Origin of the sequence: Microbacterium sp. STF-2 (assembly GCF_034650155.1) — a bacterium.
Taxonomy (GTDB): domain Bacteria; phylum Actinomycetota; class Actinomycetes; order Actinomycetales; family Microbacteriaceae; genus Microbacterium; species Microbacterium maritypicum_A.
In genome coordinates this window covers 1,400,483-1,414,050 of the sequence record NZ_JARKMW010000001.1, presented here as the reverse complement: position 1 = coordinate 1,414,050, position 13,568 = coordinate 1,400,483, and the positions used below count along the sequence as shown (strand labels likewise).

Sequence of the window (13,568 nt, the reverse complement as noted above, 5' to 3'; positions counted from 1 at the left end):
GCAGAATCTGGCGATTCGTCCAGCGGAATCGGCAGGAAATTCAGCTCTCGAGCGGACCCAGCCAGGCGCTCGCCGCCGTCGAGTGCGCGGATTCGGGGTCGGAGGGGTGGAACGCCCCGGCCAGCACGTCGCGGTAGAGACGCGACAGCTCGTTGGCCGAGAAGTACGACCCGCCACCGGCAACGAGCATCGCCTCGTCGACGACGTGCTTGGCCATCGTGATCGCCCGGTGCTTGACGCCGGAGAGCTGCGGGAACCAGCGCGCGCCGTGATCGACGCGGTCGTCCACATCACGGGCGAGGGAGGCGATCTGCGGCGGCAGGGCGTCGTAGGCGATGGCCATGTCGGCGATGCGCCAGCGGATGTCGGGGTCCTGGCTGTAGGCGAGGCCGGTCTTCTTCGAGTGCCGCTTCTGCGCCGTCGTCACGGCGAGCTCGAGCGCTCGCCGGGCGATGCCCGTGTAGACGGAGGCGAGCAGGATCTCGAACACCGAGAAGATGCCGAACACGATCGGATCGGGGCTGGGCCCGGGGTCGATGCGCCGCACCACGTGCGCGGCATCGGCCACGGCGCCGTTCAGCCGGGTGGTGCGGCTCTGCGTGCCCCGCATGCCGAGGGTGTCCCAGTCGTCGGACGTCGTGACGGCGTGCGTCCGCTCCACGAAGGCGAACACGAGCTTCGGCCCATCGGGGCTGGTGGTGTCGAGGCCGTGCAGCCCCAGCCGCGTCCAGACCGGAGCGAGGGAGGTGAAGATCTTGGTCCCGGTGAACGCGTAGCCGCCGTCGCCGTCGGGCACGGCCGCGGTGTCGCTGCCGAACAGCACCAGGTCGTTGCCGCCCTCGCTGATGCCGAAGGCGAAGACCTCGCCTGCCGCAGCGCCGTCCTGCACGAACTCGAGGCCGGGGACGCCTCTGTCGGAGAAGACCTTCGCCACGCCGGTCCACACGAGATGCATGTTGATGGCCAGCGCCGTCGCCGGCGCGGCACCGGCGAGACGCTGCTGCAGGATCGCGGCCTCGGCGAGTCCGAGCCCCGCCCCTCCGCGCTCCTTCGGCACCAGGATCGACAGGTAGCCGGCCGCGCGCAACTCGTCGAGGTCCTGCTGGGGGAAGGTGTTCTCGCGGTCGTGGATCGGTGCGCGCTCGCGGATGCGCTCGAGAAGGTCGTCGGGCAGGAGCGTCGCAGGGTCGAATGTCATGCCAGAGCCTCCAGAAGCTGACGGACGGATTCCTCCGGGCGGTCGCGGTGCAGGGAGTGTCCTGCACCCTCGACGACGGAGAGGGTGATCAGGGGGTTCGCCGCGAGGACCTCGTCGGCGAGTTCTCCCGTGAAGATGCTGTAGACCGCGGGGTCGGCGCCGATCACATGCGTGGGCACGGTCAGACGCGCAGCCTCTGCCCGTACGTCCCAGGGCTGATTCTGGGCACTGGTCTGCTCCACCGCCCATGCGCTCGCACGCAGCACCGCGTCGACCTTGAGCTCCTGATCCTGCGGATGCCAGTGCGGATGCTCCGCCTGCACCACTTCGAGGCGGGTGTCGGCGAATGCGCGCTCCTGGCTCCGTCGCACGATCGCCGCATCGCGCCCGCCCACATGGATCGCGGGGTCGATCAGCACCAGCCGTCGAGTCCATTCCGGGGTCGAAGCCGCCGCGACCGTGCTGGATGCGCCGCCGAGCGAATGGCCGATGACCGCGTCCCACGCGCCGCCGCCGTCCGGGAGGGTGGCGGCGAGATCGGCACCGTACGCGGCCACCGAGTAGTCGAGAGCGCGCGGTGCATCGCCGTGACCCCGCAGGTCGACGGCGGTCGCGTGCCATCCCGCTGCGGCGAGAGCGTCTCCGAGACGCCACATCAGTGCTCCTGAGGAACCGAGACCGTGGACGAGGAGGGCGCGACGGGATGCCGACGGGGAGCCCCACGAGATACGGGGCAGGGTGAGCGGGGCGGGCATGGCACCAGCCTACGACCGGTGGTGTTCAGGCGGCCGGGATCACCCGAGCCGCGTCAGGCGAGCGGCACCAGCGGTGGGAGGTCGGCGGCGATCGTCAGCACGCGCTCCGCGGCCGCGTGGCCGGCGGAGAGGCGCGCGGCGAGGTCGGCTCCGTCGAGGGTCGCCGCCAGGAAGCCGGATGCGAACGCATCTCCCGCGCCGACCGGCTCGACGACGTCGACCACGGGAGCGGGCACGAAGATCGGCTCGTCGTCGCCATGGAAGGCGGTGGCGCCGACATCGCCGTCCTTGACGACCAGCAGCGCGCAGTTCGGGAGGAAGGCGCGGATCTCGGCGGGTGTCGCGGTACCCCAGATGCGTTCAGCCTCGTCTCGGCCGACGAAGGAGATGTCCGCGGTGTCGGCCAGGCGGGCGAGCGTCTCTGCGGCCTCCTCCCTGCTCCACAGCGGACGCCGGTCGTTCACGTCGAACGACACGAGGGCTCCCGCGGTGCGGGCGTCGGAGAAGAGCTGGTCGACCGTCTCGCGGCACGACGCGGACAGCGCGGGGGTGATCCCGGTGGTGTGCACGATCCGCACCCCGTCGAGACGCCGCGCGGTCAGGAACCCCGGCTCCATGCGGGAGGCAGCGGATCCCCGACGGTAGTAGTAGACGGAGGAGGATTCGGCGCCCGGGTCCTTGAACATCACTCCGGTGGGTGCGGCATCGTCGCGCTCGACCCACAACTCCACACCCCGCCGCTCGAGCTCTGAGGCGACCCTGTCGCCGAGCGGGTCGTCGCCCAGGCGCGACGCCCAGGCGACGCGGTGTCCGGAGGAGGCGACGCCGGCGGCCACGTTGGACTCGGCGCCGGCCAGGCCGATCGACGCCTGCGCGGCGTCGGCGAGCGGGGCATCCGTCGGAGTGATCAGCGCCATCGTCTCGCCGATGCAGACGATCTCGGGGGCAGAGGTCGAAGAGATGGGGGAGCTCATGAGGGGGTGACCGCCAAGGGTTCGGTGTCGGGATGCGGGCTCGCGTCGCGGTGACGCAGATCGGGGAAGGAACGGACGAAGACGACGGCCACGAGCAGTCCCACCGCGGCGAAGATCGTGGCGGCGAGGTAGGCGCCGCGCCAGTCGCCGACATCGACGAGGAAGCCGGCGACCGCGGATCCGGCGGCGGCGCCGATGAGCTGGCCGGTGCCGGCCCAGCCGAAGGCCTCAGCGGTCTCGCTGAACTTCACGCTGGCCGAGGTGATCGCGAAGAGCACGGCGAGAGCCGGAGCGATGCCGATGCCGGCGAGGATCAGGGTGCCGCCGAGCCAGAACACGTTGAGCATGACCATCGTCAGGCCGAGGCCGATCGTGACGATCAGCAGACGGCGCGCCATGGCCCATGGCCCGATGGGGATGTGACCGAAGGCCAGACCGCCGGCGAGGCTTCCCGCCGAGAATACGGCGAGCACGAGACCGGCCGCGAGGCTTCCGTGCTCGAACGTCGCGACGACTCCCACCTCCACAGCCGCACAGGCTCCGATCAGGAGGAAACCGATCACGGTCGCCAGCAGTACAGGCGGCTTGAGTACGACCTTGCCCAGAGCGTTGCGGCTCCGGGGGATGCGGACCCGTCCGACCTCGGGGGAGAGGATGAACCAGGCGCCGCCGCCGACGAGGATGATCGCCACCAGCAGCAGGCCCTCCGGCGTGCCGATCTGGGTCGAGACGAGCGTGATCACGACGGGGGCCAGCACCCAGATGATCTCCTGCAGCGAGGCGTCGAGGGAGAACAGCGGCGTGAGGTTCGAGGAGTTGACGAGCTTCGGGTAGATGGTGCGCACCGCGGCCTGGACGGGCGGGGTGGAGAGTCCGGCGACCATGCCGAGAGCCATGTAGCCCGGTACCTCGAGCGGCAGCAGTGCGAGGCACAGCACCGCCACGACGCACACCGACAGTGTGAGCGTGAGCACGCGTCGCATGCCCCAGACGCCCATCCAGCGGCTGGTGATGGGACCGGCGATCGCCTGGCCCACACTGGTCGCGGCGAGGACCAGGCCTGCCGATCCGTACGACCCGGTCTGCTGCTCGACGTGCAGCAGGATCGCCAGCGACATCATTCCATTGGGGAAGCGCGCGGTCAGCTGAGCAGCGATCATGCGCGCCACTCCCGGCGTGCGAAGAAGATCCCGATATCCCGCCACCAGACCACGGTACCGGGCCGCGGGGTCGGCCGCGGAAGAGGTCGATCCGCGACACGCCCGCGACACGCCGAAGGACGATTTCCACAGGAATCCGAATGTCCGCGGGGCGTCGTATCGTCCCCCCTGTGGATGGATCGCTCACAGCGGCTTCCCAGCCGCGATTTCACGCGGTTCGAGTGCCTCCGGACGAGGGCTCAGCCTGTGGAAGAAACGGTGGAGAACCTGTGTTGTATCTGTAGAGAACGGTGGATAACTACACGGATGTAACTACTACCCCTTGTGGTCGCCCCCAATGTCGGTCCCCATATGTAGTATTGAAGTCCCGGCAGGGGGTCTACCGGGAAACAGCCTGATGAGAAGCAGGCCAGAGATTTGAGGGGTTACGAAAAAGATGTCGATCACGGTCTACACAAAGCCTTCCTGCGTTCAGTGCAACGCCACCTACCGTGCCCTCGATGCCAAGGGCATCGAGTACGAGATCCTCGACCTGTCGGAAGACCCGACGGCACTCGAGCAGGTCAAGGCGCTCGGCTACATGCAGGCACCCGTCGTCGTCACCGACGAGGGTCACTGGTCGGGTTTCCGTCCCGACAAGATCGACGAACTCGCCTCCCGTCTGGCGTGACGCCGCATGAGCGCCGTCGCGACCGCAGCGCCGCTCCTGATCTACTTCTCGAGCGTCTCGGGTAACACCGCGCGGTTCATCGAGAAGCTCGGGCTCCCGTCCCGACGCATCCCCCTCCACCGGCATGAAGAAGACCTCGTCATCGACGAGCCCTTCGTGCTGGTCACCCCCACCTACGGCGGGGGAGCGGGGCGCGGTGTCGAGAAGGGCGCCGTTCCGAAACAGGTGATCCGGTTTCTCAACGACGAGCGCAACCGGCGCCACATCCGCGGCGTGATCTCCGCGGGCAACACCAACTTCGGCGACGCCTTCTGCCTCGCCGGTGACATCATCAGCCGCAAGTGCAACGTGCCTCACTTGTATCGGCTCGAGATCTTCGGCACACAAGACGATGTGGATCGCGTGAGCGACGGATTGGAACGACGGTGGCAGCTTCAGTGACCGAGACAGTGGCATTCAAGGCGAACCCCTCTTACGAGGGTCTCGACTATCACGCCCTCAACGCGATGCTCAACCTGTACGACGCGAACGGGAAGATCCAGTTCGACGCCGACAAGCGCGCCGCGCGGGAGTACTTCCTGCAGCACGTGAACCAGAACACGGTGTTCTTCCACTCGCTCAAGGAGCGTCTGGACTACCTCGTGGAGAAGGAGTACTACGAAGGCGCCGTCATCGAGAAGTACTCGATGGAGTTCATCCAGAAGCTCAACGACCTCGCCTACGGCAAGAAGTTCCGTTTCGAGACGTTCCTCGGCGCGTTCAAGTACTACACGAGCTACACGCTGAAGACGTTCGACGGCAAGCGCTACCTCGAGCGCTTCGAGGACCGCGTCGTGATGACCGCCCTCGGCCTCGCCGACGGCGATGAGAAGCTCGCGGTCGCGCTCGTCGAGGAGATCATCTCCGGTCGCTTCCAGCCGGCCACCCCGACATTCCTCAACGCCGGCAAGGCGCAGCGCGGCGAACTCGTCAGCTGCTTCCTGCTGCGCATCGAAGACAACATGGAGTCGATCGCCCGCGGCATCAACTCGGCCCTGCAGCTCTCCAAGCGCGGCGGCGGCGTCGCCCTGCTGCTGTCGAACATCCGCGAGTCGGGTGCGCCGATCAAGCAGATCGAGAACCAGTCCTCCGGCATCATCCCCGTGATGAAGCTCCTCGAAGACAGCTTCAGCTACGCCAACCAGCTCGGTGCGCGTCAGGGCGCCGGTGCGGTGTACCTCAACGCCCACCACCCCGACATCATGCGCTTCCTCGACACCAAGCGCGAGAACGCCGATGAGAAGATCCGCATCAAGACGCTGTCGCTGGGCGTCGTGGTTCCGGACATCACTTTCGAACTCGCCAAGAACGACGAGGACATGTACCTGTTCTCGCCGTACGACGTCGAGAAGGTCTACGGCGTTCCGTTCGGCGACATCTCGGTCACCGAGAAGTACCGCGAGATGGTCGACGACCCGCGCATCAAGAAGACCAAGATCAACGCGCGCGAGTTCTTCCAGACCGTCGCCGAGATCCAGTTCGAGTCCGGCTACCCGTACGTCATGTTCGAAGACACGGTGAACAAGGCCAACCCGATCAAGGGTCGGATCAACATGTCCAACCTCTGCAGCGAGATCCTGCAGGTGAACACGCCGACCACGTACAACGACGACCTGTCGTACGACAACATCGGCAAGGACATCTCCTGCAACCTCGGCTCGATGAACATCGCGCTGTCGATGGATGCCGATGACCTGGGGCAGACCGTCGAGACGGCGATCCGCGCCCTCACCGCGGTGAGCGACCAGAGCCACATCGGCTCGGTGCGGTCGATCGAGGACGGCAACGACCGCTCGCACGCGATCGGCCTCGGCCAGATGAACCTGCACGGATACCTTGCCCGCGAGCATGTGTACTACGGCTCCGAAGAGGGCATCGACTTCACGAACATCTACTTCTACACGGTGCTGTTCCACGCCCTGCGGGCGTCCAACAACCTCGCGATCGAGCGGGGCACGACGTTCGACGGGTTCGAGGACTCGAAGTATGCGTCGGGGGAGTTCTTCGACAAGTACATCGACCAGGCGTGGGTTCCCGCGACCGAGAAGGTCAAGGAGCTCTTCGCCGGCAAGCACATCCCGACCCAGGACGACTGGGCCGAGCTGAAGGCGTCGATCCAGAAGCACGGCATCTACAACCAGAACCTGCAGGCCGTCCCGCCGACCGGCTCGATCTCGTACATCAACAACTCCACGTCGTCGATCCACCCGATCGCGTCGAAGATCGAGATCCGCAAGGAAGGCAAGCTCGGTCGCGTCTACTACCCGGCGGCGTTCATGACGAACGACAACCTGGAGTACTACCAGGACGCGTACGAGATCGGCTACGAGAAGGTCATCGACACCTATGCGGCCGCCACGCAGCACGTCGACCAGGGTCTGTCTCTGACCCTGTTCTTCAAGGACACCGCCACCACGCGTGACATCAACAAGGCGCAGATCTACGCATGGCGCAAGGGCATCAAGACGATCTACTACATCCGTCTGCGTCAGCTGGCGCTCGAGGGCACCGACATGGCCGAGTGCGTCTCGTGCATGCTCTGACCTGACAACCTGTCGACCCGAGAACGCGGCTGAAACCCGAGAAACGACGAAGAAATGACTCCTGAAAGACTCAAGCTGGTCTCCAGCGTGCAGGCGATCAACTGGAACCGCATCCAGGACGACAAGGACCTCGAGGTCTGGAACCGTCTGGTGAACAACTTCTGGCTGCCCGAGAAGGTGCCGCTGTCGAACGACGTGCAGTCGTGGAACACGCTCACCCCCGACGAGCAGCTGCTCACCATGCGGGTGTTCACCGGTCTCACGTTGCTCGACACGATCCAGGGCACCGTGGGCGCGGTGTCGCTGATCCCCGACGCGATCACCCCTCACGAAGAGGCCGTATACACGAACATCGCGTTCATGGAGTCGGTGCACGCGAAGAGCTACTCCTCGATCTTCTCGACCCTCGCGTCGACGAAGGAGATCGACGAGGCGTTCCGCTGGTCCACCGAGAACCCGAACCTTCAGAAGAAGGCTCAGATCATCATGGACTACTACCAGGGCGACGACCCGCTCAAGCGCAAGGTGGCCTCCACCCTTCTGGAGTCGTTCCTCTTCTACTCGGGCTTCTACCTGCCGATCTATTGGTCCTCGAAGGCGAAGCTGACGAACACGGCCGACCTGATCCGCCTCATCATCCGCGACGAGGCCGTGCACGGGTACTACATCGGCTACAAGTTCCAGAAGGGCCTCGAGAACGAGACCCAGGAGCGCCGCGATGAGCTCAAGGACTACACGTTCTCGCTCATGTACGAGCTCTACGACAACGAGGTGCAGTACACGCAGGACCTCTACGACGGTGTCGGTCTGACCGAAGACGTGAAGAAGTTCCTGCACTACAACGCCAACAAGGCCCTCATGAACCTGGGCTACGAGGCGATGTTCCCCTCCAGCGTCACGAACGTGAACCCGGCGATCCTGTCGGCACTCTCGCCGAACGCCGACGAGAACCACGACTTCTTCTCGGGGTCGGGCTCGTCGTACGTCATCGGCAAGGCCGAGGCCACCGAAGACGACGACTGGGACTTCTGAGAAGTCTTGGAGACTCTCTGAACTTCGTGCACCAGCGAAGGTCTACCGGGTGGAAGAGCCGCGGAATCACTCGATTCCGCGGCTCTTCTCGTGGGCCAAGCGGGCTCGTCGCTCCTCCTCGCGCTTCGAGTACGTGGCGGCGCGGATCGCATCGTCGGATTCCAACCCCGTCCCCAAAGCTCCGCCGAGTGTCGCGGCCGACGCGACGAACCAGGTGAGCACGAACAGATCCTCGACGCCGACGGCACGGCCGAGGGCATCGCTCATCACCGTCGTGTCGAGGACGAACAGCGCCCAGGCCAGGTTCACGACGTACAACGCCAGATAGCAGATGATGATGCCGATGGTCAGAGTCAGCAGCGTCGAAGTGTTGTAGAGACGGGATCTCTCTCGCGCCTGTGGCGAGTCGTTGTCGGGGCGGTCCCAGAGCCTGCCGTCGATCACGATCCAGGCGATGATGATCGTGATGGAGGCCAGCGTCGCCGCAGTCAGTCGCCAGCCGGACAGCGAGATGGCGAGCGACCACACCGTGGGCTCGATGGTCGCCACCGCCCCGGTAGCCAGGGCCGCCACCAGGGCGGACTTGAGCCCAGCGGCGAGCAGCCACGGACGGTTCGCCAACACCATGCCCAGAAGTACGCGTCCCCGGGCGCTGATGCGGGGAAGCGGCAGACGCTGTTCCCGGGGCGAGGCGGGTTCCGCCATGCCGCTGACGAGTCCTCGCACCGCGTGGCGGGCGCGGGCCTGCACGCGGTAGCCGCCCAGAGCGGGCAGTGACAGCACCGCGGACTGGCGTCGCGGATCGATCGCCGCCAGCAGGTAACGGCCGTCGTCATCACGAAGAGGAAGCTCGGTGACGCCGACGACGAGGTCCCACCGGTTCTGCTCGGCGTGCGCGCGAAGGCGTTCGAGGGCGGTGTCCACGTCTTCAGAACCGACGGTGAACGGCTCGCTCACGAGTTCGACGATCCAGCCCCCGGCCTCAGACGAGACCGGGGGTGTGAGGTCGGTCATCCGACGCGCGACGGCCGTGGGCGAAGCCGGGTCAGCCACGAGACCCACTCGGATCGGCTCCATCTCCGCAACCTACACCCGCCTCGAGACGACCGCATCGGCAACTGCGGCTCCTGAGGTGATCGGCGTCTGTCATGGGCCACCCATAGAATTCGGGAATGCGCACGCACAGAAGCCGCCTTGCAGAGCCATGCCCCTGACGCGCGAGATGCTCCTCCACGAGATGGAGGCGACCCTCGACCGCATCGGTGTCGGCATGAACGACTGGCCCGAGCGGGTCGACGTCGCGACGCTGTCACCACGTGGTCAGCTCGTGGCGCTGCTGCTCGTCATGGACGTGAGCCCCAGACGTGTGAACGGCTGGCGATTCCGGTCCGCTGAAGACGACATCGTGCGCTTCCTGCCGCGGAAGACCCTGCCCTGGGACTCCGACACGGCCGTGTTCGCGCTGCAGGCCGCATTGAAGGTCGATTGCATGAATTACATCTGCGGACCGGCTCTGCGGGGCGCGGAGAAGGCGATGGCTGACGGTTACGTCGATACCGCCTTGTACGAGGCACTCGACGCCTGCGCGATCCACCTTGCCGGCCTGATGCACGGGCGGATCCCGACCCGTTGGAACGTCGACAAAGACCTCAAGACGGCCAACCGGCTGCTGGCCTCTTTCCTCCCACCCGGAGTCCTCGACCTGACGGCCGTCCACGACGGTGACGAGTGGGCGGAGCGAGCCCGGCAGCTGGCCCGCGCGCACCCGGTCGACGATGTCGAGCCCCTGATCCGCCACCTCGCGGTGCTCGGTCACAAGACCCCGTCCCAGACCTGGCAGCGACAGCTGCAGGAGGTGCTGCGTCCCGACGCTGCTCGCGCTCTCGTCGGGGAATGGGTTCGTGCGGCACGGGAGACGGAAGTCGCCGAAGACGGTCATCTCTACGCGCCCTCTAACGAAGACCTGGTGCGGGCCGCCGTCATCGCCGCACGCTCGATGGACGTGACCGAGGTGCCCGCAGCGGTGCTGGGTGCCCTGGTGCGGCAGGGCGCCGAGACCCGCCCTCCTTCCACGGAGTCTCTGGCGCTCCGTGTGGCCAGCACTGCCGTCGACACGCTCGCGCAGCGCTCCGCCGACGGCGACCTGGCCGAACTGGAGGCCCTTCTCGACGACATCTCCCGCCGCGACCTTCTGAAGCGGATCGGTGCCGCACTGGGGCCGGAGGCCGTTGCGCGCGCGGGGAAGCGCGACGCCGAGCTCAAGAAGGAGAAGGCCGCCGCCGTGCGGGCGAAGGCGAGTCCCATCCCGAAGCTCCTGCGCGGAGAGGTCGACCGCATGCTGGAAGAGCACGTGAACGGCACTATGCGCGAGCTGGGCTTCCGTAAATCGGGCCGCACCTGGCGCCGGTGGGTGGATGCACGCGTGGAGGTCGTCGATTTCTACTCCAGCGACCTGTACATGAGCGTGCAGTACGGGGTGCTGTTCGAAGGGCTGCATCCCGAAGGCGGCCCGGCGACGCAGCGGGACCCGAAGCGGGTGAAGCCCTTCGAGCTCGACCTGCTCGTGTCCGACACCGGATGGTTCGCTGACGACGACGTGCTCGACCTGCTCGCCGAGCGCGTGCGCACGGAGATCATCCCGTTCCTCCAGCGCTGCGGCGACCGCACCGCGCTCTTCGAGCTGCTGCTGCACGGGGTGGGTCTGCCGCCGGTCGTCGACCGCGGGGATCCGAGGTTCCGCGACACGGACTACTCCGTGTCCTTGCGCAGGAGGCCCGCGCAATCGGGTGTTCTGCTCGGAGCGCTCGCCTGCATCGACGGGGACCGTGCCGCAGCGGAGAGCTGGCTCGGCGCGGCCGACCGGCAGGTCGATCCGCTCAGTCACCATGCCACGAAATCCGAGATCGACTACTGGCGGACGCGCGTCGCCGCCCTCCCTGCGTCGTAGCATCATCTCGATGCCCGAGGAGACCGCCGCCGAAGCGCGCGTGCGTGTGAAGGTGACACGCACGCTCGTGCGCAATCCCCTCGTCGTGGGCGCCGTGCTGCTTCTCGCGGCCATCGCATTCACGCTGCTGGGCGATGACCTGAGCTTCTTACCGTTCCTGCTCATGCTGGTCGGCGGCTGGTGCTTCGGCTTCGCGTTCGTGAATGCGACGCAGGGAATCATGCCGGCGCGCAACGGGGCGGTCCTGCATCTCGGCGTCGCCGTCGTCCTCGGTGCGCTCGTCGCGTTCGTGGTGGAGTTCGGGGGAGACCTGCTCGATCCGTTCCCCGAGGCGGTGCGCGGGATCGCCGTGGTCCTGCAGCTTGCAGCGATACCGGCCACCGGGTGGATCTGGCTCGCACTCATCGGCCGTGTCACCGACTTCTTCGCGCGCCGTGACACGAAGAAGAAGCCGCCGCCGGTGACACCGGACTGGGAACGGGAGGAGAGTGGCGACGGGTCGATCGTGCGATTCCCCGCCATCGAGCTCCGGATGCGTGCGCTCACCCAGGCGATCGTGGCGATCGTCGTGGTCGCCGGACTGTTCGGTGTCGCACTCCTGATCGCACTCGACGACATCGTGATGCGGATGGGGCCTCGGATCGCGATCGTCCTCATGGGAATCGTGGTCGGACTTCCGGTGTACCTCGTGTTCACCGCGATCCTGCGCCGACGCACTGCGCAGTGCACGGTCGCCTTCGGGAACGACGAGCTACGTGTGCAGGTGGACGATGAACTCCACACGATCCCGTTCCGGAACCTCGAGTTCCTGCGCTGGCGGTGCCGCAGCGATTACGCGCGCATCGAGGTGCGCGGCTCCGGTGCCGATCTGTCGTTGTTCGCCGGGCTCGCCACACCGCCGCGAGGCTTCTCCGCCGAACTCCCCGCCCTGCCGCGACGGGTGTATCGACGACTCGAGCTGGCAGGACTCACCGTCGAGAAGGCCCGCCGGGGCGAGGTCATCACGTTCCGCGCGCCGTCGGAGCCGTCGTCGCGCGCACCGGCGCACTGAGCGCATGTCCGTGACCCGTGCCAGGATCCGAGCATGGAGAATCTCCGCCTCCGGATCTGGTCCGAGAACGACCTCGAGCTGCTGCGCGCGGCCAACACCCCGGAGATGACCGCGCATCTCAACGGCCCGGAGACCGAAGACGAGATCGTGGAACGGCACGCCCGCTACCTGCGTCTGGTCGCCTCCGGTGAGGCGCGGATGTTCGTCATCGAAGACGGTGAGGGACGCTCTCTCGGATCGATCGGCCATTGGCACGTCGTCTGGCGGGAAGAGCCTGCGCTCGAGACGGGATGGTTCGTTCGGCCTGAGGCGCAGGGGCACGGTGTGGCGTCCGCCGCCCTTGCTCTCCTCATCGACGACGCCCGTGCGCATCGCCACGACCGACGCTTCCTGACGGCGTTTCCCGGGGTCGAGAACCCGGCATCGAACGGGGTGTGTCGACGCAACGGATTCACCCTGGCGGGGAGCTTCACGGAGGAGTTCCGCGGCGCCGAGCTGACCGTGAACGAATGGGCACTCGACCTCGCGGAGTGACCGAGATCACTCCGCGGGATACTCCTGCGCCTTGAGCAGTCGGGCCAGGTGTGCGGCGTTCCTCGTCGCCGTCCCGATGGCCGACGCGACCTTCTCGGGTGTCTCCTCGAGATCCTTGTAGTCGACGGTGTGCATCGCCTCGCCGTTCCAATAGACCGAGCCCTGTGCGGCGACCGTGTATCCCACGTCGTTCAGCGACTGGAAGAGGATCGCCGCGATGTGGTGCGCGCCGTCTTCATTCCCGACGACGCCCGCGATGGCCACCTTGTCGAACAGGGTGGGGCGGCCGCGGGTGTCCGTCTCGCCGAGCTCCGCATCGAGACGTTCGAGCACGCGCTGTGCGACGCTCGAATGCTGCCCCATCCACGTGGGGGTGACGAGGACGAGGATGTCGGCGTCCAGCACTCGCCGACGGATCTGGGGCCATTCGTCGTCGCCACCCATGTCCTTCTCGACACCGGGGCTGAGGGAGAGGTCGACGGCGCGGACCACGTCACCGGTGACGCCGTGGTCGGCGAGGCCGTCGAGCAGCTGCGTCGCGAGGAGATCGGAGCTGGAGGGCGCGGGCGACGGCTTGAGTGTGCAGGAGATGGCGACGGCGGTCAGTGGTGTCTTCATGCTCCGAGCAGACCAGACGAGGAAGAACATGCACAGGGGGTTTCCGA

Annotated in this window: 13 protein-coding genes; 7 read left to right on the top strand and 6 right to left on the bottom strand. The window is 66.7% G+C overall.

Annotated elements, in window-relative coordinates; genetic code table 11:
• Positions 1-40: 40 nt before the first annotated feature.
• The 4 genes from MicroSTF_RS06660 to MicroSTF_RS06645 are packed head-to-tail and all read right to left on the bottom strand — an operon-like array spanning position 41 to position 4,087.
• A complete protein-coding gene (locus MicroSTF_RS06660; RefSeq protein ID WP_322954386.1) occupies positions 41-1,198 on the bottom strand; it encodes an acyl-CoA dehydrogenase family protein in 1,158 nt (385 codons plus the stop codon).
• Positions 1,195-1,953 (bottom strand): alpha/beta fold hydrolase, encoded by a 759-nt coding sequence (locus MicroSTF_RS06655; protein ID WP_029267134.1) that lies wholly within the window; start codon positions 1,951-1,953, stop codon positions 1,195-1,197. The genes MicroSTF_RS06660 and MicroSTF_RS06655 overlap by 4 nt, the downstream gene beginning before the upstream one ends.
• A 53-nt stretch (positions 1,954-2,006) precedes the next feature.
• Positions 2,007-2,927 carry a sugar kinase gene (locus tag MicroSTF_RS06650; protein ID WP_029267133.1) on the bottom strand — a complete coding sequence of 307 codons (921 nt, stop codon included), beginning with the start codon at positions 2,925-2,927 and terminating at the stop codon, positions 2,007-2,009.
• Positions 2,924-4,087, bottom strand: a complete 1,164-nt coding sequence (locus MicroSTF_RS06645) for an MFS transporter (RefSeq protein WP_051668061.1) — start codon at positions 4,085-4,087, stop codon at positions 2,924-2,926. The genes MicroSTF_RS06650 and MicroSTF_RS06645 overlap by 4 nt, the downstream gene beginning before the upstream one ends.
• Positions 4,088-4,523: 436 nt before the next feature.
• Between MicroSTF_RS06645 and nrdH the strand changes: the two genes are divergently transcribed.
• From nrdH to nrdF, 4 genes are read left to right on the top strand one after another with little or no spacing between them, the layout of a single operon-like run.
• A complete protein-coding gene (gene nrdH / locus MicroSTF_RS06640) occupies positions 4,524-4,757 on the top strand; it encodes a glutaredoxin-like protein NrdH (RefSeq protein WP_017828869.1) in 234 nt (77 codons plus the stop codon).
• 6 nt (positions 4,758-4,763) lie between these two features.
• Entirely contained in the window at positions 4,764-5,198 is a 435-nt protein-coding gene (nrdI, locus tag MicroSTF_RS06635) for a class Ib ribonucleoside-diphosphate reductase assembly flavoprotein NrdI (protein ID WP_021199956.1), read from the top strand.
• Positions 5,195-7,339, top strand: a complete 2,145-nt coding sequence (nrdE, locus tag MicroSTF_RS06630; RefSeq protein ID WP_021199955.1) for a class 1b ribonucleoside-diphosphate reductase subunit alpha — start codon at positions 5,195-5,197, stop codon at positions 7,337-7,339. Before nrdI ends, nrdE begins: the two co-directional genes overlap by 4 nt.
• 54 nt (positions 7,340-7,393) lie before the next feature.
• Positions 7,394-8,371 carry a class 1b ribonucleoside-diphosphate reductase subunit beta gene (nrdF, locus tag MicroSTF_RS06625; protein WP_017828866.1) on the top strand — a complete coding sequence of 326 codons (978 nt, stop codon included), beginning with the start codon at positions 7,394-7,396 and terminating at the stop codon, positions 8,369-8,371.
• A 66-nt stretch (positions 8,372-8,437) separates the two neighbouring features.
• Here the strand turns inward: nrdF and MicroSTF_RS06620 are convergent, their stop codons facing one another.
• Positions 8,438-9,448 (bottom strand): hypothetical protein, encoded by a 1,011-nt coding sequence (locus MicroSTF_RS06620; RefSeq protein ID WP_029267126.1) that lies wholly within the window; start codon positions 9,446-9,448, stop codon positions 8,438-8,440.
• A 127-nt stretch (positions 9,449-9,575) separates the two neighbouring features.
• On the opposite strand from MicroSTF_RS06620, the gene MicroSTF_RS06615 reads away from it, so the two are divergent.
• Genes MicroSTF_RS06615 through MicroSTF_RS06605 form a run of 3 tightly spaced genes read left to right on the top strand, consistent with a single transcriptional unit; the run spans position 9,576 to position 12,903 of the window.
• Positions 9,576-11,318 (top strand): DUF4304 domain-containing protein, encoded by a 1,743-nt coding sequence (locus MicroSTF_RS06615; RefSeq protein WP_322954365.1) that lies wholly within the window; start codon positions 9,576-9,578, stop codon positions 11,316-11,318.
• Positions 11,319-11,328: 10 nt separating this feature from the next.
• Positions 11,329-12,369, top strand: coding sequence for a hypothetical protein (locus MicroSTF_RS06610; protein ID WP_322954364.1), 1,041 nt, complete (start codon positions 11,329-11,331; stop codon positions 12,367-12,369).
• Between the two features lie 33 nt (positions 12,370-12,402).
• A complete protein-coding gene (locus MicroSTF_RS06605; protein WP_136024179.1) occupies positions 12,403-12,903 on the top strand; it encodes a GNAT family N-acetyltransferase in 501 nt (166 codons plus the stop codon).
• 6 nt (positions 12,904-12,909) lie between these two features.
• Here the strand turns inward: MicroSTF_RS06605 and MicroSTF_RS06600 are convergent, their stop codons facing one another.
• The gene (locus MicroSTF_RS06600) at positions 12,910-13,521 is read right to left on the bottom strand and encodes a flavodoxin family protein (RefSeq protein ID WP_136024180.1); all 612 of its coding nucleotides are present in this window, start codon (positions 13,519-13,521) and stop codon (positions 12,910-12,912) included.
• Positions 13,522-13,568 lie beyond the last annotated feature (47 nt).